The sequence below is a fragment of the Microbacterium sp. che218 genome, from assembly GCF_040436305.1.
GTDB classification, from domain to species: domain Bacteria; phylum Actinomycetota; class Actinomycetes; order Actinomycetales; family Microbacteriaceae; genus Microbacterium; species Microbacterium algihabitans.
In genome coordinates this window covers 2,733,857-2,754,690 of sequence record NZ_AP031501.1, presented here as the reverse complement: position 1 = coordinate 2,754,690, position 20,834 = coordinate 2,733,857, and the positions used below count along the sequence as shown (strand labels likewise).

18 protein-coding genes are annotated in these 20,834 nt (G+C 70.5%); 5 read left to right on the top strand and 13 right to left on the bottom strand.

The annotated features are described in order from the left end of the window. The 7 genes from ABXS86_RS12960 to ABXS86_RS12930 all read right to left on the bottom strand — a co-directional run bounded on the left by ABXS86_RS12960 (window position 1) and on the right by ABXS86_RS12930 (window position 9,150). Window positions 1-1,188 (bottom strand): M20 family metallopeptidase, encoded by a 1,188-nt coding sequence (locus tag ABXS86_RS12960; RefSeq protein ID WP_353664743.1) that lies wholly within the window; start codon window positions 1,186-1,188, stop codon window positions 1-3. Then, window positions 1,185-1,955, bottom strand: coding sequence for an ABC transporter ATP-binding protein (locus ABXS86_RS12955; RefSeq protein WP_154097753.1), 771 nt, complete (start codon window positions 1,953-1,955; stop codon window positions 1,185-1,187). The genes ABXS86_RS12960 and ABXS86_RS12955 overlap by 4 nt, the downstream gene beginning before the upstream one ends. Further along, entirely contained in the window at window positions 1,952-3,721 is a 1,770-nt protein-coding gene (locus ABXS86_RS12950) for a dipeptide/oligopeptide/nickel ABC transporter permease/ATP-binding protein (protein ID WP_353664742.1), read from the bottom strand. The genes ABXS86_RS12955 and ABXS86_RS12950 overlap by 4 nt, the downstream gene beginning before the upstream one ends. 3 nt (window positions 3,722-3,724) lie before the next feature. Continuing rightward, complete coding sequence (locus ABXS86_RS12945; RefSeq protein ID WP_222846098.1) at window positions 3,725-4,768, bottom strand: ABC transporter permease; 1,044 nt, start codon at window positions 4,766-4,768, stop codon at window positions 3,725-3,727. A gap of 4 nt (window positions 4,769-4,772) precedes the next feature. Next, window positions 4,773-6,359, bottom strand: a complete 1,587-nt coding sequence (locus ABXS86_RS12940; RefSeq protein ID WP_353664741.1) for an ABC transporter substrate-binding protein — start codon at window positions 6,357-6,359, stop codon at window positions 4,773-4,775. 101 nt (window positions 6,360-6,460) lie between these two features. After that, window positions 6,461-8,041: a hydantoinase/oxoprolinase family protein gene (locus tag ABXS86_RS12935; protein WP_307206573.1), complete on the bottom strand. Its 1,581-nt coding sequence runs from the start codon at window positions 8,039-8,041 to the stop codon at window positions 6,461-6,463. Next, window positions 8,038-9,150, bottom strand: a complete 1,113-nt coding sequence (locus ABXS86_RS12930) for a DUF917 domain-containing protein (protein ID WP_307206576.1) — start codon at window positions 9,148-9,150, stop codon at window positions 8,038-8,040. Before ABXS86_RS12930 ends, ABXS86_RS12935 begins: the two co-directional genes overlap by 4 nt. A 73-nt stretch (window positions 9,151-9,223) precedes the next feature. Between ABXS86_RS12930 and ABXS86_RS12925 the strand changes: the two genes are divergently transcribed. The 3 genes from ABXS86_RS12925 (at window position 9,224) to ABXS86_RS12915 (ending at window position 12,372) form a co-directional block, all read left to right on the top strand. Then, window positions 9,224-10,708, top strand: a complete 1,485-nt coding sequence (locus tag ABXS86_RS12925; RefSeq protein ID WP_353664740.1) for a PucR family transcriptional regulator — start codon at window positions 9,224-9,226, stop codon at window positions 10,706-10,708. An 89-nt stretch (window positions 10,709-10,797) separates the two neighbouring features. Beyond that, window positions 10,798-11,424, top strand: a complete 627-nt coding sequence (locus tag ABXS86_RS12920; protein ID WP_230705219.1) for an MSMEG_1061 family FMN-dependent PPOX-type flavoprotein — start codon at window positions 10,798-10,800, stop codon at window positions 11,422-11,424. Window positions 11,425-11,445: 21 nt separating this feature from the next. Next, entirely contained in the window at window positions 11,446-12,372 is a 927-nt protein-coding gene (locus ABXS86_RS12915) for a PDR/VanB family oxidoreductase (protein WP_187358493.1), read from the top strand. Window positions 12,373-12,454: 82 nt separating this feature from the next. On the opposite strand, the gene ABXS86_RS12910 is transcribed toward ABXS86_RS12915, so the two are convergent. Genes ABXS86_RS12910 through solA form a run of 5 tightly spaced genes read right to left on the bottom strand, consistent with a single transcriptional unit; the run spans window position 12,455 to window position 17,094 of the window. Continuing rightward, window positions 12,455-13,918 carry an amidohydrolase gene (locus ABXS86_RS12910; protein WP_353664739.1) on the bottom strand — a complete coding sequence of 488 codons (1,464 nt, stop codon included), beginning with the start codon at window positions 13,916-13,918 and terminating at the stop codon, window positions 12,455-12,457. After that, complete coding sequence (locus ABXS86_RS12905) at window positions 13,915-14,943, bottom strand: ornithine cyclodeaminase (protein WP_307206581.1); 1,029 nt, start codon at window positions 14,941-14,943, stop codon at window positions 13,915-13,917. The genes ABXS86_RS12910 and ABXS86_RS12905 overlap by 4 nt, the downstream gene beginning before the upstream one ends. Next, complete coding sequence (locus ABXS86_RS12900; RefSeq protein ID WP_307206583.1) at window positions 14,940-15,578, bottom strand: FMN-binding negative transcriptional regulator; 639 nt, start codon at window positions 15,576-15,578, stop codon at window positions 14,940-14,942. Before ABXS86_RS12900 ends, ABXS86_RS12905 begins: the two co-directional genes overlap by 4 nt. Then, window positions 15,578-15,952, bottom strand: coding sequence for a cupin domain-containing protein (locus ABXS86_RS12895; RefSeq protein ID WP_307206585.1), 375 nt, complete (start codon window positions 15,950-15,952; stop codon window positions 15,578-15,580). The genes ABXS86_RS12900 and ABXS86_RS12895 overlap by 1 nt, the downstream gene beginning before the upstream one ends. 5 nt (window positions 15,953-15,957) lie before the next feature. Beyond that, the gene (gene solA / locus ABXS86_RS12890) at window positions 15,958-17,094 is read right to left on the bottom strand and encodes an N-methyl-L-tryptophan oxidase (protein WP_353664738.1); all 1,137 of its coding nucleotides are present in this window, start codon (window positions 17,092-17,094) and stop codon (window positions 15,958-15,960) included. Window positions 17,095-17,233: 139 nt separating this feature from the next. Here solA and ABXS86_RS12885 point away from each other — a divergent pair, with 139 nt between their 5' ends. Together ABXS86_RS12885 and ABXS86_RS12880 are read left to right on the top strand one after the other, a co-directional pair. Then, window positions 17,234-18,700, top strand: a complete 1,467-nt coding sequence (locus tag ABXS86_RS12885; RefSeq protein WP_353664737.1) for a helix-turn-helix domain-containing protein — start codon at window positions 17,234-17,236, stop codon at window positions 18,698-18,700. A gap of 39 nt (window positions 18,701-18,739) precedes the next feature. Beyond that, window positions 18,740-19,579, top strand: coding sequence for an alpha/beta fold hydrolase (locus ABXS86_RS12880; protein ID WP_353664736.1), 840 nt, complete (start codon window positions 18,740-18,742; stop codon window positions 19,577-19,579). 159 nt (window positions 19,580-19,738) lie between these two features. Here ABXS86_RS12880 and ABXS86_RS12875 read toward each other — a convergent pair whose 3' ends face one another. Beyond that, window positions 19,739-20,629 (bottom strand): DUF808 domain-containing protein, encoded by an 891-nt coding sequence (locus ABXS86_RS12875; protein ID WP_353666248.1) that lies wholly within the window; start codon window positions 20,627-20,629, stop codon window positions 19,739-19,741. Window positions 20,630-20,834 lie beyond the last annotated feature (205 nt).

Sequence of the window (20,834 nt, the reverse complement as noted above, 5' to 3'; positions counted from 1 at the left end):
TCACGCTCCCCGGCCGTGCAGGCGGCTCCAGGCAAGATCGGCGAGGGTCGCGGCGTGCAGGCCGAGCTGTCCGTCGTCGAAGACCGCGCGATCGGAGTGCAGGGGCGCCCGCCGACCCGCGGGCGCGACGCCAAGGAAGACGAGCACGCCGGGCACCCGCTCGAGCACGTAGGCGAAGTCCTCGGACGCCGGGGAGGGGGCTGCCAGGACGCTCACCCGCTCATCGCCGTGGGCGGCGCGCAGCGTCGCGAGGACGAGGTCGGTCTCGCGAGGGTCGTTGACGGTGACGGGATAGGAGTCGACCCAGTCCACGTCGAGAGTGCTCTCGTGTGCACCCGCGATCCCGCCGAGGAGCGCGGGGAGCTCGTCGCGCACGCGGTCGCGCGTCGTCGCGGAGAAGGTCCGCACGTTCAACACGAGCGTCACGGTCTCGCTCAAGACGTTGCCCGCCGCAGAATCACTGCGAATGCCCGTCACCGAGAGCACGGCGGGGTCGGTAGCCGGCAGGCGCCGCGCGCCGAACGTCTGAACCGCCAGCACGAGCTCCGCCGCGACCGGCACGGGGTCGACGCCCTGGTGCGGCATCGCCGCGTGCCCGCCGGTCCCCCGCACGGTCACCGTCGCGGCGCTCACGCTCGCCATCATGGGTCCTGGACGGGTGACGAAGGTCCCGGCGTCGGTCATGGTGTCCACGTGCAGGGCGTATGCCGCCACGGGCGCCGCACCCGCGGCATCCAGAAGCCCTTCCTCCAGCATGAGACGCGCCCCGGCGAACCCCTCCTCGCCGGGCTGGAACATGAAGACGACAGTGCCGGCCAGCTCATCCCTGCGCGCGGCCAGCAGGCGGACGGTGCCGAGCAGCCCCGCCATGTGGAGGTCGTGCCCGCAGGCGTGCATCGCACCGTCGGTGGCGGCGAAGTCGAGACCCGTCGCCTCGGTGATCGGGAGAGCGTCCATGTCGGCCCGGAGGAGGACCACGGGCCCCGGCCGCCCGCCCCGGAGAACCGCGGTGACGGACGACAAGCCGTCTCCCGTGGAGACCTCGAGACCGTACCCCTGTAGTTCGCGCAGGAGCACGGCCTGGGTCCGCGGAAGCTGGAGCCCCGTCTCGGCGAGCGCGTGCAGTTCGCGTCGGACCGCGATGAGCTCGGGGACCAGGCCCGCCGCCGCGGCGGCGAAGGCGGTCATTCCGTCGTCATCCGCACGCCCAGCACCGGCACCGCGTCGAGCAGGTCGAGGGTGTACGCCTCGGTGGGAGCGGCGAGCAGCTGCTCGGTCGGGCCCGACTCGACGATGCGGCCGTGACGCATGACCGCGATCTCGTCGCTGATGTACCGGACGACCGCGAGATTGTGCGAGATGAACAGCATCGACAGCCCGAACCGCTCCTGCAGCTCACGCAGCAGGTTGAGGATCGCCCCCTGCACCGACACGTCGAGGGCACTGGTCACCTCGTCGGCGATCAGAACGCTCGGCTCACCTGCCAGGGCGCGCGCGATCGTGACGCGCTGCCGCTGCCCGCCCGAGAACGCGGCCGGGGTGTCTCCCGCGCGATCGGGGTCGAGATGCACGAGGCTCAACAGCTCGCGCACCCGGTCCACGCGCGCATCGCGCGAGAACGTCTTGCCGCTGGCCCGCAGCGCCTCGGCGATCGAGTCGCCGATGGTCATGCGGGGATCGAGTGCCGAGAACGGATCCTGGAAGACGAGCTGCAAGCGACGTCTGGCCGCGCGGGCGGCGGCTCCGTGGCCGGACGCCATGACCCCGCCCACCCGAACCGCGCCCGAGGCGGGGGTGACGAGCCCGACGACGGCGGCGGCGATCGTGCTCTTACCCGACCCCGACTCCCCCACGAGACCGAGAGTGCGCCCGGCGGGGACGACCAGCGAGACGTCATCGACGACCGTCGCTCGGCCGTAGCGGACGGACAGGCGATCGATTTCGAGGGCGTTCACACCCCCACCTCCTCGGCGAGAGCGGAAGCGGCGACCTCGGGCGGGATCACCGGGAGCGGCCGGGTGCGGTCCGACGTCATGTCGGGCAGGCAGGCCAGCAGAGCACGCGAGTACGGATGCGTCGCGTCCTCGCGGATGCGCTCTGCGTCGAGTTCTTCGACGACGACTCCGTCCTTCATCACCAGCACGCGATCGCAGAACGCCGAAACGAGGGCGATGTCGTGGGAGATGAACACGATGGCCGCTCCCGTGTCGCGCTGCGCACGACGCAGGACACCCATCACCTGGCGTTGCACGGTCACGTCGAGGGCCGTCGTCGGCTCGTCGGCGATGATGAGCTTGGGGCGGCCGGTGAGGGCCTGGCCGATCATCGCGCGTTGCCGCATGCCGCCGCTGAACTGGTGCGGGTACTGTCCCAATCGCCGTGCAGCGTCGGCGATGCCGACGGCCTCGAGTGCCGCGGTCGCATGGGCGCGGGCCTCACCACGCGACATCTTCAGGTGCACCTCCGGGACCTCGGTGAGCTGGCGCCCGATGGTCAAAGCGGGGTTGAGTGAGGTGAGCGGGTCTTGGAAGACCATGCCGAGCTCGACGCCCAGGGTCGAGCGGTCCGCGGCGGTCAGCGGGCGGGTCATGTCGATGCCGTCGAAGCGGTGCGTGCTCGTGTCGATGCGCGCATCCGGCCCGAGAAGACCCGCGAGCGCCATGGCTGTGAGCGACTTGCCCGAGCCCGACTCGCCGACGATGCCGACCACCTCGCCCGGCTGGATCCGCACACTCACGCCACGCACTCGCTCGACCTCGCCACCGTCGGCCGTCGCGAACGCCACACGCAGGTCGGCGATCTCGGCGATCGGCTCGCCCGGCGCCGCCCCCGTGCGGGACGCGACCGCCCCTCTCGCGCGGCGGGTCGGCGACACCGCGCCGAGAGCGCGGCGGGCCACGGCGCCGCGTCCGCCGCCACGCGTGTCGGCGAGGGCCTCGCTCACGAATGTGAAGACGAGGCCGGCGAGCACGACGGCGATGCCGGGGCCGATCGCGGCGAGCGGATTGACGTAGATGCGCGTGATGCCGTCCTGCAGCAATCGACCCCAGTCGTACTCGGGCGCCTGCACGCCGAGGCCGAGGAACGACAGACCGGCGAACGACAGCAGCGTGACGCTCGCGGTAGCGGCGGCGTTGACGAAGAGGGGGTTGGCGATGTTGGGCAGGATGTGCCGGACGAGGATGCCGAAAGGCCCCACCCCCACGACGCGCGCCGCGCGGACGTAGTCGCGCCCCGAGACGGAGGAGGCGAGGTTGTAGACCAGGCGCGCCATGAAGGGGATGCCGGAGATTCCGATGGCGAACATCGCGCTCGTCGCGCTGGCACCCCAGATCACGGTGAAGAAGAGAACCATCAGCAGCCACGGGAAGGCCAGGAGGATGTCGAGCAACCCGGTCGCGAGACGTCGAACGTGGCGGGGAAGGATCACCGCGATCAGCCCATAGGCGATGCCGCCGACCGTGGAGACGGCCGTCGCCCCGAGGGTGAGCAGAAGAGAGACGCGGGCCGCGACGAGCACGCGCGCGAAGATGTCGCGGCCGAGGTCGTCGGTGCCGAACGGGTGCTCGAGGCTGGGCGGCAGCAGACGGGCGGGAACATTCGAGGTCTCGGCGGCGGCCAGGAAGATCGAGCCTCCCGCGATCGCGACGAAGAGGAAAAGCAGCACGCCCACCGCCGCGGCGATACCGGAGGGGGACAGCAGACGGGAGCGCCAGGTCATGGGTCAGCCCTCCGTGATCGAGGACCGCGGGTCGACGGTCACGAGGATGAGGTCGACGATGAGGTTCACGCCGAGGATGATGAGCGCATAGACGATGACCAGCCCCTGCACGATGGGGTAGTCCTTCGCCCCCACTGCCGGGACCATCACGCCGCCCATGCCGGGGATGGCGAAGATGGTCTCGATCAGCACGGTCCCCGCGATCATGCCGCTCAGCAGCAACCCGCTGACGGTGAGCGAAGCGGTGATGATGTTCGGGAGGGCGTGCCGCAGGTAGACGAGCCGCCCGGGCAGGCGCTTCGCGCGGGCGGTGGTCATGTAGGTGGCGCCGAGCACTCCCGACATCTCGACCTGCACGATGCGGGCGAGGTACGCGAGCGGACCGAGCGCCAAGGCGAGGATGGGGAGGACGGCATCCTGAGGGCTGCCCCATCCCGCCGCCGGCAGCCACCGCAACTGCACGGCGAACAGGGCGATGAGTCCCACCGCAAGGAGGAAGCCGGGGACGGCGATCAGCATTCCGAGAGTGCCCGAGATCAGGGCGTCGGCGAGCTTCCGTCCCGGCCGCTGCAGGGCCACCGCCGCGCCAATGCCGATCGGCACCGCGGCGAGGAGCGCCACGAGGAAGCTGAGTACACCGAGGGTCACGGTCGCAGGAAAACGCTGACCGATCGTCTCCGCGACGGGGCGCCCGGTGCGGATCGAGTCGCCGAAGTCGCCGCGCAGCAGGTTCGTGACGTAGTCGAGGAACTGGACGGGGATCGGCTTGTCGAGGCCGAGCTCCGTACGGGTCGCGGCGACGAGCTCAGGCGAAGCCTGAATACCGAGGGCTGCACGGACCGGGTCGCCCGGCACGAGGTGCACCAGGAAGAACGAGGCCACCACGACGACGACGAGGGAGACGAGCAGACGGCCGATCCGTCGAAGGAGGAACGCGGCGCGCGGCGAGAGCTGCGGGCCGCGGGCGCGCCCCTCCGCCCGCACCGCGAGCGCGGCGGTCGGAGCGCCTGCCATGTCGGCGACGGCGGGCGGAGGGGTCGCAGTCACGGGATCAGCCCTGCATCCGGATCGAGGTGGGGTTGAGGAAGTTCGGCTGCTCGAACGTCGCGCCGCTCATGTAGTTCGGCAGGATGTTGTCGACGACAGGGAAGGTGTCGAACCGCTCGATGAGCTTCTGCTCGGCCTGCTGCCACAGCCCGCATGCCGCGTCGGGAGAGGCGGTCTTGGCCTGGGTGGCGAGCGCGTTGTACTCGGGATTGTCGACGAACATGAAGTTCAGTCCGCCCTGATCGGGGGTCGCCCCGCCAAAGAACAGGTCGAGCACGACGGGGCTGCCCGGGGCGATCTGAACCCAGCCCGTGTCCCAGTCGAAGCTCGTGTAGAGCTGGTCCGACCAGGCGGCGGCGTCATTCGCCGAGAGCTCGGTCACGACGCCGAGCTTGTCCCATGTCTCCTTGACGAGTTCGGCAGCCGGCGCGTGCGAGGCGGTCGGGGCGTCGTAGATGAACTTCACGTCCAGCGGTTTGCCGTCTTTCTCGCGGATGCCGTCGGAGCTGAGCGTCCACCCGGCTTGATCGAGCAGCTCCGCCGCACGATCGAGGTCGGTGTCGGGCAGCGACCAGCTCGGCGGGTCCTGCACGCAGAGCAGGGGCGTCTTCATCACGAGACCCGACGACGGCAGACCGGTGGCACCGGCGATGACCGGCCCCACCTCGTCGCGGTTGATCGCGGTCGACAGCGCCTCGCGCACGAGCGGGTCGGAGAACGGCCGTCCTTCGCGCTCGTTGAAGAGGATCTGGCCGACGGGATTGCGGACACCCGTGTACTCGATACCGGCGGCTTGGAGGCGGTCCTGGTCGGGGCCGGTGACCACACCGGTGTTCAACTCCCCGGAGAGCAGCAAGTTGGTCACGGTGCTTTGGTCGGACACGATGCGGGCCTCGATCGTGTCGGGCAGGCCCTCGGTCTCGCCGGTGACCCCGTACGGGCCCCAGGTGTACCCGTCGCGCTTGGTGAAGACGTACGCGTCTCCGGGGCGGGCTTCGCTCAGCTGGAACAGACCGGTGCCGTCGGTGGTGTCGGACAGCGACGCGATATCGGCGAGGCCCGCGTCGCAGACCATCATGATCGAGCCGAGGTTGACCGAGAGGAACGGATCGTTGACGGTGCTCGTCACTGTGACGACGTTGCCCTCGGCCGTGGCGGAGACGGCCTCGGTGATCACGGTGCCGTACGAGAAGGTCGCATTGGCCGGATCGGCGTTGTAGTTGAGGTTGTCGGCTACGGTCTGCCCCGTGAAGGGCGAGCCGTCGGCACAGGTGATGCCGTCTTTCAGGGTGAAGGTGGCCGAGGTGCCCTCATCGGTCCAGCTCTCGGCGAGCCAGGGCTCGTAGTCGCCGTCAGGGGTGACGTAGATGAGCGACTCGTAGGCGATGGTGACCACGTCGAAGGTGTCGGGCGAGACCGTCTTCATCGGGTCGAGATCGCCCGGGTCGTCGCTGATCGCCTTGACGAAGGTGCCGCCCGACACGACCGAGCCCCCACCTCCGCCGTTCTCGGAGGGTGCGGCGCACGACGCCAGTGTCAGTGCGAGGAGGACGACCCCGGCGGCGGCCGGGGCGACGGTGCTGCGTTTCATTGCCTTGCTCCTTGATTCGGGTGAAGCGTCAGTGGTGCCAGACGTGGTGCTCGAGGGGTGGTGCGAGTGGGCGTGGTGCGGGCGGGCGTGGTGCGGGCGGGTCAGCGCGCGGGGATGGGCGCGGCGAGGTGACTCAGGGGGCCGGCGGCTTTCACCGACACCTTCAAAGTCGGACGAGCGGTGTAGGACAGCGATGTCTCAAGGACATCGACGATCTCGACCGCGAGGGGATCGGCCCCCGCCTGGATGGCCTTGGCGATCGCCGCTTCCGAGGCGGCCGCGATGGCAGCATCCCGGTCGTCGGCGTCGGAGATCTGCTCGGCGCGGCCCCCGGCGAGGGAGATGGCCGCTCCGACCGCGTTCGCGACGTCGGCCCGGTCGGGGCGCAGAACGTCGCCGGCACCCGGCAGGTCGTCGGGAACGAGGAGGGCGCCGCCGCCGACCACGACCAGCGGCAGGTCGAGGCGACCGAGCGACAGACGCTCGACCGCCTCCTCGATGCGCTCGTGGGCGTGGGCGAGCGCGGCGGACAGCATGTCGCGCTGGGCGCTCGAGAGCGGCGGCAACGAGCGGCCCGGGATCCCCTGACCCGCCGCGGCTGCGGCGTCGGTGAGGGTCGCCGTCGAACCGCCGAAGAGCAGAGCTTCCTCGGTGATGCGGTAGCCGACCGACCGGGGCCCCACGGCGCCCGTGCGCCGGTCGATGACCGTGCCACCGCCGATGCCGAGGCTCAGGATGTCAGGCATGCGGAAATTGGTACGGACGCCGCCGATGTCGCGAGGAAGGGTCGATTCACGGGGGAAGCCGTCGACGAGGACGCCGAGATCGCTCGTGGTGCCGCCGACGTCGACGACGATCGCGTTCTTCGCACCGGAAAGGAATGCCGCCCCGCGGATGGAGTTGGCCGGTCCGGAGCCGATCGTCAGCACGGGGTAGCGCACCGCGTAGTCCAGCGACATGAGCGTGCCGTCGTTCTGGGCGAAGAAGGTCGACACGTCGAGCCCTTCTTCGGCGACGACGTCGACGAGTGCGCGCGTCACCTCGCTCGCCACACCGCGCAGCGCCGCGTTGAGGACAGTGGCGTTCTCGCGCTCGAGGAGGCCGTCGGGCCCGATGTCTTGGCTGAGGAACACCGGCATTGCTTCGCCGAGGTGGTCGTGCACGAGCTGCTCGACCTCACGCTCCTGCTCGGGCGAGGAAGGGCTGAAGATGCCGCAGATCGCGACGCTGTCGAATGTGCCGCCGAGGCGGTCGAGGAAGCGACGAATGCCGTCGCGATCCAACGGGGCGATGGGCGTACCGTCGACCATGTGGCCGCCGCCGAGCATCGCCGCTCCGGCGAGTACCTGCTCGCTGAGATCGGTCGGCCAGCCGGTGAGCGGGGGCCATTCGGTCGCGGCCGGTGCCCCGAGGCGCACGAGGGCGACCTTGTCGAGACCCCGGCGGGCGACGATCGCGTTCGTGGCGTGGGTGGTGCCCAGCATCACGCGCGAGACGCGATCGCGATCCCCTCCGATCTGCGCCAGCACCGCGGCGATGCCGGCGCGGATCCCGCCGATGACGTCGGCGGTCGTGGGCTGCTTGGTCCACGCGATGACGGACCCCGCGGCATCCACCACCACCGCGTCGGTGTTGGTGCCGCCGACGTCGACGCCGATGGACAGGTCGCGAACGGCGCTCATCGCGCGTCCTTCCGTTCGAAGGGGACGTAGGGGAGGTCGTATCCGAAGGCGCGGGGCCCCGCGAGTTCGAGACCGCGCTCGGTGCGCCACAGCGGATCGCATGCCCACGCGAGCACCGACACGCGCTGGCCGTAGCGCAGCATCTCCGTGGAGATGGCATGACCGGTCTCGAGGTCGACGACGGTGATGAGGTCGGGGACTGTCGCGAGCACCTCACCGTCTTCGAGCACCACGAGGTTCTCGTTGCGCAGTTCGACGCGCTGGAGACGCCCGCGGTCGTCGCCGATGCCGGCGATCGTGAGGGAACCGCGCACGAACCCGCCCTCCGTTCGACGGGAGACGTCGGTGATCTTGCCGGTGATCAGCACGGCGGCTTCGAGTTCATCGGCGACGGCGCGTACGGGCTCGGTCGATTCGAGCAGGGCGTGTCCGACGCGGATCGCGGTGCTGATGGTGTTCGGAATGACCGCGCCCGCCGCCGTGTCGGCCGTGAGCAGGTAGTGCGCGCCGAGGCAAATTCCGCCCGCGGCCACGGTGACGGCCCGTGCGTGACGCTCAAGCCACGACAGGTCGACGGTGCGAAGGGTGACGACGTTGCCCACCACGTCGCTGAGCACGGCGAAGTCGCACGGCACACCGGCGACGTTGGTGGAGATCATCGTCGCCTCGGGGAAGGCGCGGCCCATGCCGTCTGCGTCGAGGAGTGCAACGCCCAGGCGCGCGGCCCACCCGGCCGGGGAGACGCCGTTACTGCCGCCGATCTCCGCGGGCATGATCGCCGTGATCTTGCGGCCCGCAACGCGCTCGGCCTCGTCCCGCAGCGTCTCGATCTGCCGCACCGACGAGAGCATCTCGATGCCGACGGTCGGAGCGCCGATGCCGCTCATCATGATGACCGCATCGTCGGGACCGAGGTCGTCGACGGAGAGCAGGCGCACGGGGCCGTGCTCGCGGATCGCGCGCTCGGTGGTCAGCTGCGAGGTGTACACCGCACCGCCGCCACCGGTGCCGAAGATCGCGGCCCCCGCTGCGAGGGCGGCGATGTCGTCGGCCGTGACGTGCTCGGGGGCGCGCCGGGCGGCGGGCGGGACGAGGGACGGGGATGCCATGAGTCGACCCTAGGGACCACCTCCCAGAGCGACAATGTGCTCGGGTTACAGGGAATCGGCGTACATTGTGCTCGTGGCACAGCTCACCACCGCCGACCTCCTTGCTCAGGCAGAACGCTTGGGTATCTCGCACGTCGCCGGCCCGACGGCAGGCGCGACCATCGAACGCGTCGACGTCGCCGCCTTGTCGGAGCTCCCCTCCCTGCCCGCCGGTACGCTCGCGGTGGTCGCCGGAGACGAGCCGCCCGCCTCGTACCTCGTCGACGTGGCCCTCCGGCAGGCCAGTGCCCGAGGTCTCGCGGGACTCGTGATGCCGGTGGGCTCCACCGCGGCCGAGACGGCGACGGTGCTGGCCGACCGCGGGGGCGTCCCCGTGCTCGTCTCCTCGGCGGCCCGCGCCCCCGACCTCGCGGTCACGATCGACCGCGTCATCAGCGGCGGGGCTGCGGAGTCGATGACCCGCGCGGCCTTCGCCGTCGAGAAGGCCACCGCCGCAGCATCCGCGGGGGAGACGGATGCCGTGGCCGCCATTCTGGAGGCCGCCGGCACCGCACTCGGTGTGCGGGTGAGTCTGCAGGACGACCCCGGCACGTCGTGGACCGACGCCGACGCCGTGTTCGCCGGTGAGGTGCCGATCGGACGTCTCATCGCCGAGACCTCCGATCCCGCGGCCACCGTCGCGCTCCCCGTCGTCGCCTCGCTCGTGTCGCGCGCGATGCAGCGACACCTGCAGGATCGATTCGCCCCGAACCAATCGCGCGCCGACCTCATCGTCGAACTGATCCTGGCCGAGGCCGGGCGCGTCGACGGCTTCGTCGCCCCCGCGGCGCGACTCGGCCTGCCGCTGCAGCTGTCCCACGCGGTGGCGTGGATGCGCCCGCAGCACCGCGTGGACCCGGGACTGCGCGCCCCGCGCTTCGTCGAGGCGGCCCTCGAACTGTTCACCCTGCAGCTCATCGACGATCGTCCCGAGCTCTGGCACATCGCCTTCCTGCAGGACGACGTCATCCTCGTCAGCAGCGAGGACCACGGCGCGGGCGATCATCAGCGCCGCCTGCGCGACGTGATCGTGCGCGTGCAGGCGCAGGCGCGTCGGCTCATCGGCGATGGATGGACCTACACGGTCGGTCTCGGCACTCCTCAAACGGGCGCGGCCGGACTACGCCAGTCGGCCGCCGAGGCGCGTGTGGCCGCCGACTCCGCGATCGCGGCCGGACGGCTCGACGCCGTCGAGCTCACAGACGTGACGGGACTTCGACGCCTCCTGCTGGACTTCTACGCCTCGCCCGTCAGCCGCAACCTGCTCGACGACCTGTTGCACCCCCTCGACGCTCTCGGCCCGGAGCGATCGGCCACGGCCGTTCGCACCCTCCTGTCGTACCTCGGCAACCGCAACTCGCTCACTCAAGCCGGGCGGGAGCTCAACCTGCACCCGAACGCGGTCGGCTACCGCATCCGTCGCGTGCGCGAGGTTCTCGACGTCGACCTCGACGACCCCGACACGCGCTTCGCCGTCGAACTCGCCTGCCGCGTGCGCCTCATCGGTTCCACCCGCTGAGTCCCCTGTGCCCCTGGCACACTCGCGACCACCGATGCTGTGCCGGGAAGACGAAGAGGCATCGGCGGGCGGCGGATAACGTCGAAGGCATGCTTTCCAGCGACTTCCGCGTGCTCGGGCTCGAGGACATCCGCGCCACTCTGGGCGAGCCCGAGGGCCCTTCGATGCAGAAGATCACGGACCGCCTCGACGAGAACTGCCTGCGCTTCCTCGCCCATTCCCCCTTCGCCACCCTGGCGACGGCGGACGCGGAGGGCCGCTGCGACAGTTCGCCGCGCGGGGACTACCCCGGGTTCGTGCGAGCACTCGACGACCGCACCATCGTGATCCCCGATCGCCTCGGCAACAAGATCGCCGATTCGATGCGCAACATCGCCGACAACGGTCACGCCGCTCTGCTCTGCTTCGTGCCGGGCATGATCGAGACACTGCGCATCAACGGCCGAGCCGTCGTGACCGACGACCCCACTCTGCTGCGCGCGCTGGAGCAGGACCACAGCGTTCCCGACCTCGCGATCGTCGTGCACGTCGAGCAGGTCTACCTGCATTGCGGGCGCGCACTTCTGCGCGGCGGTCTCTGGGACGCAGACATGCAGGACCTCGCGACCCAGGTGCCGACGTCCGGACAGATCTGGGCGAGCACGTCGGGCTGGGACACCGCCGTCGGCGACGTCATCGACGACGCGATGTCCGGCGCTTACCGGGCGCTGTACTGAATGCGCACCCGTGAAGGCCTGATGCCCCTGGTGGTCCGAGAGATCACGCGTCAGACGCCCGACATCGTCAGCATCCGGATGCAGAACGCCGACGGGTCGCCCCTCCCTGCGTGGCAGCCGGGGGCCCACGTCGACCTGCAGCTCATCACGCGCCACGAGCGTCAGTACTCGCTGTGCGGCGACCCAGCCGACGTCGCGTCTTACCGTGTCGCGGTCCGCCGAGAGGAACTCTCTCGCGGTGGCTCGCATTACATCCACGCGTTCCTTCGAGAGGGTGCGACCGTGTGGGTGCGCCCTCCCCGCAACCTCTTCGAGCTCGGTGAGGCTCGGGCCTATCTGCTGCTGGCCGCCGGGATCGGCGTCACCCCGATCCTTGCGATGGCGCGGCACCTGGCATCCGTGGATGCGGAGTGGCGCATGATCGTCGCCGCCCGCACGCGCGACGGGGTCGCGTTCGCCGATGAGATCGGCGCGCTGGGCGAACGCGCGACGGTGCATGTCAGCGCTGAGGAGGGTCGTCTCGACCTGTCGACTCTGCTCGGCACCATCGCACCGGGCACCGACGTCTACGCGTGCGGCCCCGCCGCCTTCACCGACGCGCTTCATGCCCTCGCTCCGACGCTGCCGGAGGGTTCGGGCATCCACCTCGAACGCTTCGTCCCGCGCGCGCGGGAATTCAGCCCGAACGAGGCGTTCACCGCGACAGCGGCTCGGTCCGGAGTCACCGTGGACGTGCCGCCGACGAGATCGTTGCTCGAGTCCCTGCAGGGGGCCGGGGTGGCGGTCAGCGGCTCGTGCCTGCGCGGGGTGTGCGGTTCGTGCGCCGTCCCCGTGCTCGCGGGAGCCGTGGAGCACCGCGACTCGCTCACGACCGACGACGACGCGCGTGTGATCTACCCGTGCGTCTCGCGCGCACGGTCCGGCGAGGCGCTGGTCCTCGACGTCTGAGCACGGCACGCGACGCCGGGGCGTGAGCGCTCCCCTCCGCGCACGGAAATCGCGCGCGCGGCGCCGCCAGGGCGCCCCCGTCTCACACGGCCCGGTGCGTGAAACGCCCGCCGAGCAGCGTCGCCGCCACCGGCATCTCGCGCAACTCGTCGCGTTCGCTCGCGAACGGGTCGCGATCGACGACGACGAGGTCGGCGGGCTGGCCCACCGCGAGGCGACTGCACGTGCTCGCGTCCAGGGCGACGTCGAGCGGGAGACGCTGTTCCGGGTGCCAAGCGTCGCGGTCACCACGACTGCGGGTGGTGCCCGAGGCGATCGCGTGCCATGGATCGAGAGGCGCGACGGGGGCGTCGGATCCGAGACGCAGGGCAGCGCCCGACCGATGCAGCGACCCGAATGCGAACGCGCGCGCGGTGCGTCCCGCCCAATGCACATCCGCGATGTCGCGGTCGTCCATCGCGTGCTCGGGCTGCACGCTCGCGATGAGACCGGCTCGAACGAAGCGCGCGAAATCCTCGTCGCGCACGAGCTGCGCGTGCTCGATGATCCCCGGCATCCCGAGCTCTTCGAACACTTCGATGACCTCGGTGTTCGCCCGGTCACCGATCGCGTGGACGGCGGGCAGGATGCCGCCTTCCCGGGCACGCAGCAGCAACCGGCGCAGCTCGTCGACGGGAACGCTCTGCACGCCGCAGCCGTGCTCGGCGTGGGGGCCGGAGCCGGGGTAGGGGTCCCAGCACCATGCGGTGCGGGTGTTGAGCGAGCCGTCGACGACGACCTTGAGCCTGCCCATCCGCACGAGTCCCTCGCCGTCGAGCACGTCGCCGGTGCGCAGGCCGAGGGATATCGCCTCTTCGAGGCGATCCGGCCAGACCGACGCGTCGACGCGGAGCGAACGCACCCCTGCCGCTGCTCGTGCGGGCCACTCGGCGAAGTTGGGCACGTTCTCGTAATCGACGACGCCGACGACGCCGCGGCGGGCGGCCGCGTCCGCCACCTGCGCGAAAGCCTGTACGGGGATGGAGGCGGCTTCTTGGAACCTCTGCAGCGAGCCGATCCAGTCCCTTTCGGACACGACTCCGGTCGCGTCCGGCCGCAGTCCGAACCGTTCGGCACCTCGTGTGTTCATCCATCCTGCGTGCAGGTCGCCGCTGACGAGCACCACGGCATCGTCGGGGAAGGCTTCGTCCAGCGCCGCGAGGGAGGGCGGGGTCGACCACAGACCATCGCGATAGCCGTAGCCGACGAGCACCCCGTCGGTTCGCGGAGCGTCGGTCGCGACGGCCCGACGGACGGCGGCGATCGCATCTTCAGGACTGCGAGTGTCCGCGAGATCGATGCGCCGACTCGAGATCACCCACTGCGTGAAGTGCACGTGCGCATCCCACAGGCCCGGACCGACGAAGCGGCCATCGAGGTCGACCACTTCGCCTGCGACGGGACCACCGGTCGGCCGGATGGCGGCGATCGTCCCGTTGGTCAGCACGACGTCAATCGGGTCGGCCCCGTCGTAGGCGCGTCCGCCGCGCAGGGTGAGGGCGTTCACAGCGCGGGCACCGGAGCGCCGACCATGCCGAACAGATCCTTCGGATCGTCGGGGGCGGCCACCAGGTCGATCTGTTGAGCGAGATCCGTTCCGGCGACGCTGTCGCGCAAGAAGCGGAGGGCCGAGAAATCCTCGATCGCGAAGCCGACCGAGTCGAACACGGTGACCTGCTCGGCCGACGTGCGCCCCTCCCGCGACCCGGCGAGGACCTCCCAGAACTCCGTCACGGGGAAGTCCGCGGCGACGCGCTGGATCTCGCCCTCGATCCGGGTCTGCGGGGTGTACTCGACGAACACCGGTCCGCGGGACAGGATCGCGGGGTCGAGCTCGGTCTTGCCGGGGCAGTCTCCACCGATCGCGTTGATATGCATCCCGGATGCCACGTCCTCATCGTGCAGCACGGTCGCGGAGGCTTTGTCGGCGGTGCACGTCGTGACGATGTCCGCGCCGCGTGCTGCCTCGGCCGCGGAGTCGCACACCACGATGTCGAAGCCCATCGGGGCGAGGTTGCGGACCAGCTTGGCCGTGGCCGCGGGGTCCACGTCGTAGACGCGGAGTCGATCCACCCCCAGCACACCGCGGAAGGCGAGGGCCTGGAACTCGGCCTGACTGCCGGCCCCGATCATCGCCATCGTTCGCGCATCGGGTCGAGCCAGGTGTCGGGCGACCATCGCCGAGGTGGCCGCGGTGCGAAGGGCCGTCAGCAGCGTCATCTCCGACAGGAACACGGGGTAGCCGTTGTGCACGTCGGCGAGCACGCCGAAGGCGGTGACGGTCTGGTATCCGCGACCGGGATTGAAGGGGTGGCCGTTGACGTACTTGAACGCATACGTGTCGGGATCGCTGACGGGCATCAGCTCGATCACGCCGAACGGCGTGTGGCTGGCCATGCGCTCGACCTTGTCGAACGAGGTCCATCGGCGGTAGTCGGCCTCCAGATAGGAGACCATCTCGGACATGAGCCGCTCGGCGCCGTGCGTGGAGACCCACCGCACCATCGCATCCACGCCAACGAATCCGGTCATCGTGCTTCTTCCTCTCGGGTGCGGATGGCGTCCATCCGATCGGCCAGGGCCGAATTCTCGTAGGGTCCGGGGGCGCGCAGCGCCGCGACCACTCGGTCGACCACCGCGTCGGGCTTGTCCTGACTGAGCTTCTGCTTCGCCTCGAACCGTGTCACCGGCAGCCGGAACCCGACCGTTCCGTGCACGATGCGCTCGGCGTACGCGGTGTTCTCGAGCGTCCGGTGCATCAAGAAGGGATTCGGCAACGGTGCCTCGAAGTGCGCGACGAGCCGATCGAGCACGGCGAGATTCTCTTCGTCGCTCAGCAGCTCCGGCGTCCCGTACAGGTGCGCCACGACGAAGTTCCAGGTCGGCACGGCGGGAGAGGTGTCGTACCAGCTCGGTGAGACGTATCCGCTCGGACCGGACACGACGATCATCACCTCGCGCGTGCCGAGCTCGTGCAGCGCCTCGTCGGGGCGTCCGACGTGACTGACGAGCGCGAAAGGCTCCGCATCGTCGACGAGGACGGGATAGTGGGATGCCACGAGCCCGCGGCCCGGGACATGGCTGACCAGCGTCGCCCAGGGGTTCTCGCGCACGAGAGCGCGCACGGCGTCGACGTCGTCGAGGGCGTAGTCGGGGGTGTGCCTCATCAGCGCACCGCCGGCCCGAAGACGAGGACGAGCTCGGCGGAGGCGGCCGAATCGTTGCGGACGCCGTGGGCGACACCGGCGCGCGCATAGGCCGCGTCTCCCGCCGTGAGGACACGGTCCACACCGTCCGCGGTGAAGACGATCTCTCCCGATGTGACGACGTAGAGCTCGTCGCTGCTCTCGGCCGAGCAGCTGTCTTCGGCTCCGGCGAGGTGCCGATGCTCCCCCTCCGACGCCCCCGGGTCGAGCCGGTACAGCATCACCTGGGTTCCGAGGGCGGTGGCATCCGCGAAATACCATTCGATGCCCACGCGCCCCTCGCCCTCGTACAGGGTCCAGTCGTGGTGAGCTTCGTCGCGTCGTTGGATCAGCACGTCGCTCACATCGCCGGGACGACCGTCGCGTCGACCGCGAAGGCCGACACGTCGTCGGTGGTCGGGCGACCGGTCGCGAGCTCTGCCAGAGCCAGACCGAACGCGGGGGTGAACTTGAAGGCGTGACCGGCCCCGAGGGCGACGACGATGTCGGGGTGTTCGACGAGGGGGCCGAGCACGAACCGCCGATCGGGCGTCAGGGCGTACTGGCACGTCACCGTCCGCAGGGCCGGGCCGCTCCCCGGAATCACCGCCCCCAGGAAAGCGGTGAGCTCGGCGAGGCGCTCGTCGGAGGGGACGAAGGTGCGCTCGGCAGGAGTCATGAGGTTCTCGGAGACGTCGCGGGCCGCCTTCACGGTCGGCTCGCCGTACGTGGGGAAGCCGTAGAAGCACTGCTCGTCTTCCCAGATCCACACCGGGAAGCGCGAAGGGTCGAACGCCCCCGGCTCACCCGGGGCGAAATACGTGACCTGCTCCTGCATCACTTCGAGCGGGATCCGGATGCCGAGCGGCTCGAGCAGCGTGTTCGTCCAGGCGTCCGCCGCGACGACGACGCGGCGCGCGCGCACCCGACCGGCGTCGGTGGTGACGACGACTCCCCCGCCGTCCACCGGCATCAGCCCCTCGACGCGCGTCCGGTCACGGAGGTCGGCGCCGAGCACCCGCGCGTGGATATGGAGGGTCGCAACGGTGCGGGCTGCGTGTGCGATGCCCGAATCGGGCGTGAAGACGGTCGTGACACCCGCGGGGATCGCGAACTGCGGCCATCGGCTCCGCACCGCTTCGGGGTCGAGCAGTTCGAAGGGCACGTCGCTCTCGGCGAGACTCCGGGCGAAGTCGTCGGCGTCGTACGGACCGTCGTCGGGGATGAACACGACTCCCCCGGTCACCGTGAGCAGCCGCTCACCGGTCGCGACCTCGAGCGCCTCCCACTCCCGGTACGCCGCCTGCGCGAACCGCACGTACTCCGCGGCACCGTAGGAGGTCCGGACGATCCGCGAGGTGTCGTGCGAGGCTCCGCGCACGTGACCGAGCTCGTACTGCTCGAAGGCGACGACGCGCGCGCCGAGGCGGGCCAGGTGGTACGCAGCGGCGCTGCCGAGCGCGCCGAGGCCGATGACGGCGACGTCGAACTCCTCCATGACGGGTCCCTTCCACCGGCGGGAACGGATGCCGCGACGGATACCGGTAATTATTCGAACCGCCCGTCGCGGCGCTGTTACGGTCACCACCAGCTGCAATACTCGGCCGTCGGGATTGCAGTTATGCGAGGAGACCGCTGTGACCGCACGCGTCGAGCAAGCCGTGGCCATCCTCCGCGCCGTCGCCGGACGCACCGACCCGACATCTCCCCTCCCCCTGGCGGCGATCTCCGCTTCCGTCGCGGCGGGACTCAGCACGGCCTCGCGGGTGTGCGCGGGACTCGTCGAGAGCGGAATGTTGGAGCGAGGCGAGGCCTATGGGACCTTCGCGACGGGGCCTCGCGCGCTAGCGCTGTCCGGGAGCGCCGCCGCCGCGCTCGGGCCGACCGTTCATTTCGAGCTGCACCGGCTCGCGCAGGAGACCGCTGAAACCGTGATCCTGTCCGCCGCCGAGGGCACGGGTGCACGCATCATCGCCTCGGTCGGCTCCGGGTGGACCCTGCACGTCCCCGCAGCGGTCGGCGACGTGGTGACCGACGCCCGTCGCGCGGTGATCCGCGCTCTCGCGGGCGACGCGGCGGAGGCGGCGATGGTCGAGTCGCAGGCGGGCCGTGCTGTCGAGATCGCCGTCCCTCTCACCTCTCCAGACGGACGCCGCCTGCTGTCGTTGGCGATCGCCCTTCCCGTCTACCGTGCCGTTCGAGCGCGTCCTCGCATCCGACGTCTGCTCGCCGACGCCCGCCGCGCCTTCGAACGTGCCCTCGCCGAAGGGCATCGCGGTCCCGTCGTCCCGCCCCCGCTCGATCGCTCGACGATCACGACGTCCGTCCGGACGGAGGAAGCCGCCCTGCGTCTGGTCGAGCACCTCGCCGTCGCCCCTGGCTCGGCGACGGCCGCAGCCGCGGCGGTGGGGTTGCGGCCCGACCGCGCTCGGCGTCTGGTGGACGCTCTCGTGCGCTCGCGCCTGCTCGCCCGCGACGCCGAGACCGACGCGTTGCACGTCGACCCGGCGATCCACGCCTGGCATCGGGCGGCATTCCTCCCCTCACTCGCCCGCAGGGGGTCCGCGCGCGCGATGGCGACGGCCGAACGCGTCGGCGCGTGCGTCTTCGTGACGACCCTCGCGGGCATGCGCAGTTTCACCGTTGTCGAGCACATCGAGCCGATGGGTGAGGGCCTCCTCATGGCCCCATGGCTCGGCCGCCCCCACCCCCTGGTCGGCTCCGACGGCGGGCCTACCCTCGCCATGGACTTCGACGCCGCTCAGCTCGCCCACCTGTTCCCACGGCGGCACGGAGCATCGGAGTACGACCAATTCGTCCGACGCGTCCAGCGGGTACGCGCCGACGGCACGCTGACCATGCGCTCCGTCGACGAGTTCGGGATCACGTCGATCAGCGCCCCCGTCCGTGATGCCGCCGGGCTCGTCGCCGCAGCCGCCTGCATCGTCGGCGCGACCGAGGACGTCTCGATGCGCCTTCCCGAGCTGCAGGAAGCCGCCCGCATGCTCGCCGCGAGGCTGTCCGAGGATCTGGGCGCGACGTACGCGGCCTCCAGCGGTTCCGTCGACGCGGTGGACGCGGCATCCATACCGCCCTCCCGCTGACTCCGACTATCGTCGCTGCGAACGAGAGAAGGCCTCCGGATGCCGCTGACCCCCGAACCCGCGATCCACTACGTCACCGACGGCGACACGGCCCATCCGACGGTGGTGCTCATCGCCGGCGGCGGGGCGCAGCTCATCGCCTGGCACGTGGATCTCGTCGCCCAGCTCGTCGACCGTGGCCTGCACGTGGTGCGCATCGACAATCGCGACGTCGGCCTCTCGGCGCGTTTCGGCGGGGTGGACGACATCGACGGCGGGTACGGCCTCGAGGAGATGGGCGACGACGTCGTGCGCGTGCTCGACGATCTCGGGGTCGCACGGGCGCATCTGGTCGGTCACTCCATGGGCGGAATGATGGCGCAGATGACCGCGCTGCGGCATCCGGATCGCGTGGCGAGCCTGGGGCTGCTGTCGACGATCCCGGGGCGCGACCCGCGCTACGTCTTGCACGCCGAACCCGATCTGACGGGCGCCCCGGCGCGCTACACGCGTGACGAGGTGGTGGCCGGCGCCTCGGCGTTCGCGGCCGCCACCGCCGGCCAGCGGTACCCGCTCGACGTGGAGTGGAACGCCTGGGCCGCGGGCGAAGCGTTCGACCGCGGCTACTCTCCCGAGGGGTTCTCGCGGCAATGGGCGGCGCTGATGCGCGCGCCCGAGAGGCTCGAGTTGTTGCGAGACGTCGACGTCCCGGTTCTGGTGTTCCACGGCCGCGATGACGACGTGCTGCATTGGAGCGCCGCGGTCGACATGGCCGAGGCCCTCGTCGCCGCCGAGCTCCAGGTGCACCCCGGAATGGGGCATTACATCGTGCCGGAGCTCTGGCCCGAGTTGGTCGCGGGGATCGCGCGCACCGTCGCGGCCGGCGAGGCCCGTCACTGAGGAGCGCCCTACGTCGTGACGACGTCGACCACCGCACCGCGTTTCGTACTCTCCCACGAGCACATCTTCGTCATTTGCCGCTCGCGGGAGAACACGTCGCGGTGGTCGATGTCGCCGTCGAGGGTCGAGCTGCGCGGGCGACCCGCCCGCGCCTGAGCGTCAGTGCGCGGCGGTCGCTCCGCGGCGCGTCAGCCGGGAGATGCCGGTCACGATCCCCACGATGATCAGGCCGAGGATCAACCCGAACACCGCCGACATGGCCGTCTCGACGATCCACTCGACGACCGGGCCGGCGGCCTCGATCGCGTGGGTCACGACGTGGACGAGGTCGTAGGGACCCGACCAGAGAGTGTCGGCGAGGTTCTGCAGCACCAGGTGCCCGCCGACCCACAGCATCGCGACCGTGCCGATGACGCTGATCACGCGGAAGACGGCGGGCATGGATGCCACGACCCGGGCGCCGAAGCGGCGCACGCCCCGCGAGTCGCTCTTCATGAAGCGCAGACCGATGTCGTCGATCTTCACCAGCAGGGCCACCGCGCCGTAGACGACGACGGTCATGGCCAGGCCGATGATGAGCAGCGCCCCCAGCGTCATCCAGATGCCGAAGTCGGGGTCGAGGCTCGAGAGGGCGATGAGCATGATCTCGGTGCTCAAGATGAGGTCGGTGCGCACGGCCCCCAGCACGAGCTTCTTCTCGTCGCGCGGCTCGTCGGCGTCACCCTCGGAGTGATGGACGCCGAACCACTCGAGCACCTTCTCGGCACCCTCGAAGCAGAGGAACCCGCCGCCGATGATGAGGAGGTAGGGAAGCACCCACGGAGCGAAAGCGGTGAGCAGCAACGCGATCGGAATGATGATCACGTACTTGTTGATGATGCTGCCCAGCGCGATCTTCCACACCACGGGCAGCTCGCGCGCGGGTGTCAGCCCCTGCACGTACTGCGGAGTGACGGCCGCGTCGTCGATCACGACGCCGGCGGTCTTGGCACTCGCGCGCATCGCGGCGCTGAGGATGTCATCGACGACGGCGAGGAGTCCGACGGACATGCGCTTCTCCCGGGGTGCGAGGGCGCGCGAGGTGCGCACCGCAGGCACGACCCTATCGGGGTGCGGGGTCGTCGCCGACGGGGTGGCGCCGGGCCGGATCGCCATGGGAGGAGTTTCGGGGAGCGGAGGACGCGCGGCGCACCCGTCGTCCTCCGCCCGCAGAATCTCCTCCCGGCGGCGCTCTGTCGTCGCCGCGCGGGCGTGG

Coding starts and splice junctions, on each gene's coding strand:
- ABXS86_RS12960 (WP_353664743.1), bottom strand. CDS start 1,188: ATGACCGCCTTCGCCGCCGCGGCGGCGGGCCTGGTCCCCGAGCTCATC.
- ABXS86_RS12950 (WP_353664742.1), bottom strand. CDS start 3,721: ATGACCTGGCGCTCCCGTCTGCTGTCCCCCTCCGGTATCGCCGCGGCG.
- ABXS86_RS12940 (WP_353664741.1), bottom strand. CDS start 6,359: ATGAAACGCAGCACCGTCGCCCCGGCCGCCGCCGGGGTCGTCCTCCTC.
- ABXS86_RS12935 (WP_307206573.1), bottom strand. CDS start 8,041: ATGAGCGCCGTTCGCGACCTGTCCATCGGCGTCGACGTCGGCGGCACC.
- ABXS86_RS12930 (WP_307206576.1), bottom strand. CDS start 9,150: ATGGCATCCCCGTCCCTCGTCCCGCCCGCCGCCCGGCGCGCCCCCGAG.
- ABXS86_RS12920 (WP_230705219.1), top strand. CDS start 10,798: ATGCTTTCCAGCGACTTCCGCGTGCTCGGGCTCGAGGACATCCGCGCC.
- ABXS86_RS12915 (WP_187358493.1), top strand. CDS start 11,446: ATGCCCCTGGTGGTCCGAGAGATCACGCGTCAGACGCCCGACATCGTC.
- ABXS86_RS12905 (WP_307206581.1), bottom strand. CDS start 14,943: ATGACCGGATTCGTTGGCGTGGATGCGATGGTGCGGTGGGTCTCCACG.
- ABXS86_RS12900 (WP_307206583.1), bottom strand. CDS start 15,578: ATGAGGCACACCCCCGACTACGCCCTCGACGACGTCGACGCCGTGCGC.
- solA (WP_353664738.1), bottom strand. CDS start 17,094: ATGGAGGAGTTCGACGTCGCCGTCATCGGCCTCGGCGCGCTCGGCAGC.
- ABXS86_RS12880 (WP_353664736.1), top strand. CDS start 18,740: ATGCCGCTGACCCCCGAACCCGCGATCCACTACGTCACCGACGGCGAC.
- ABXS86_RS12875 (WP_353666248.1), bottom strand. CDS start 20,629: ATGTCCGTCGGACTCCTCGCCGTCGTCGATGACATCCTCAGCGCCGCG.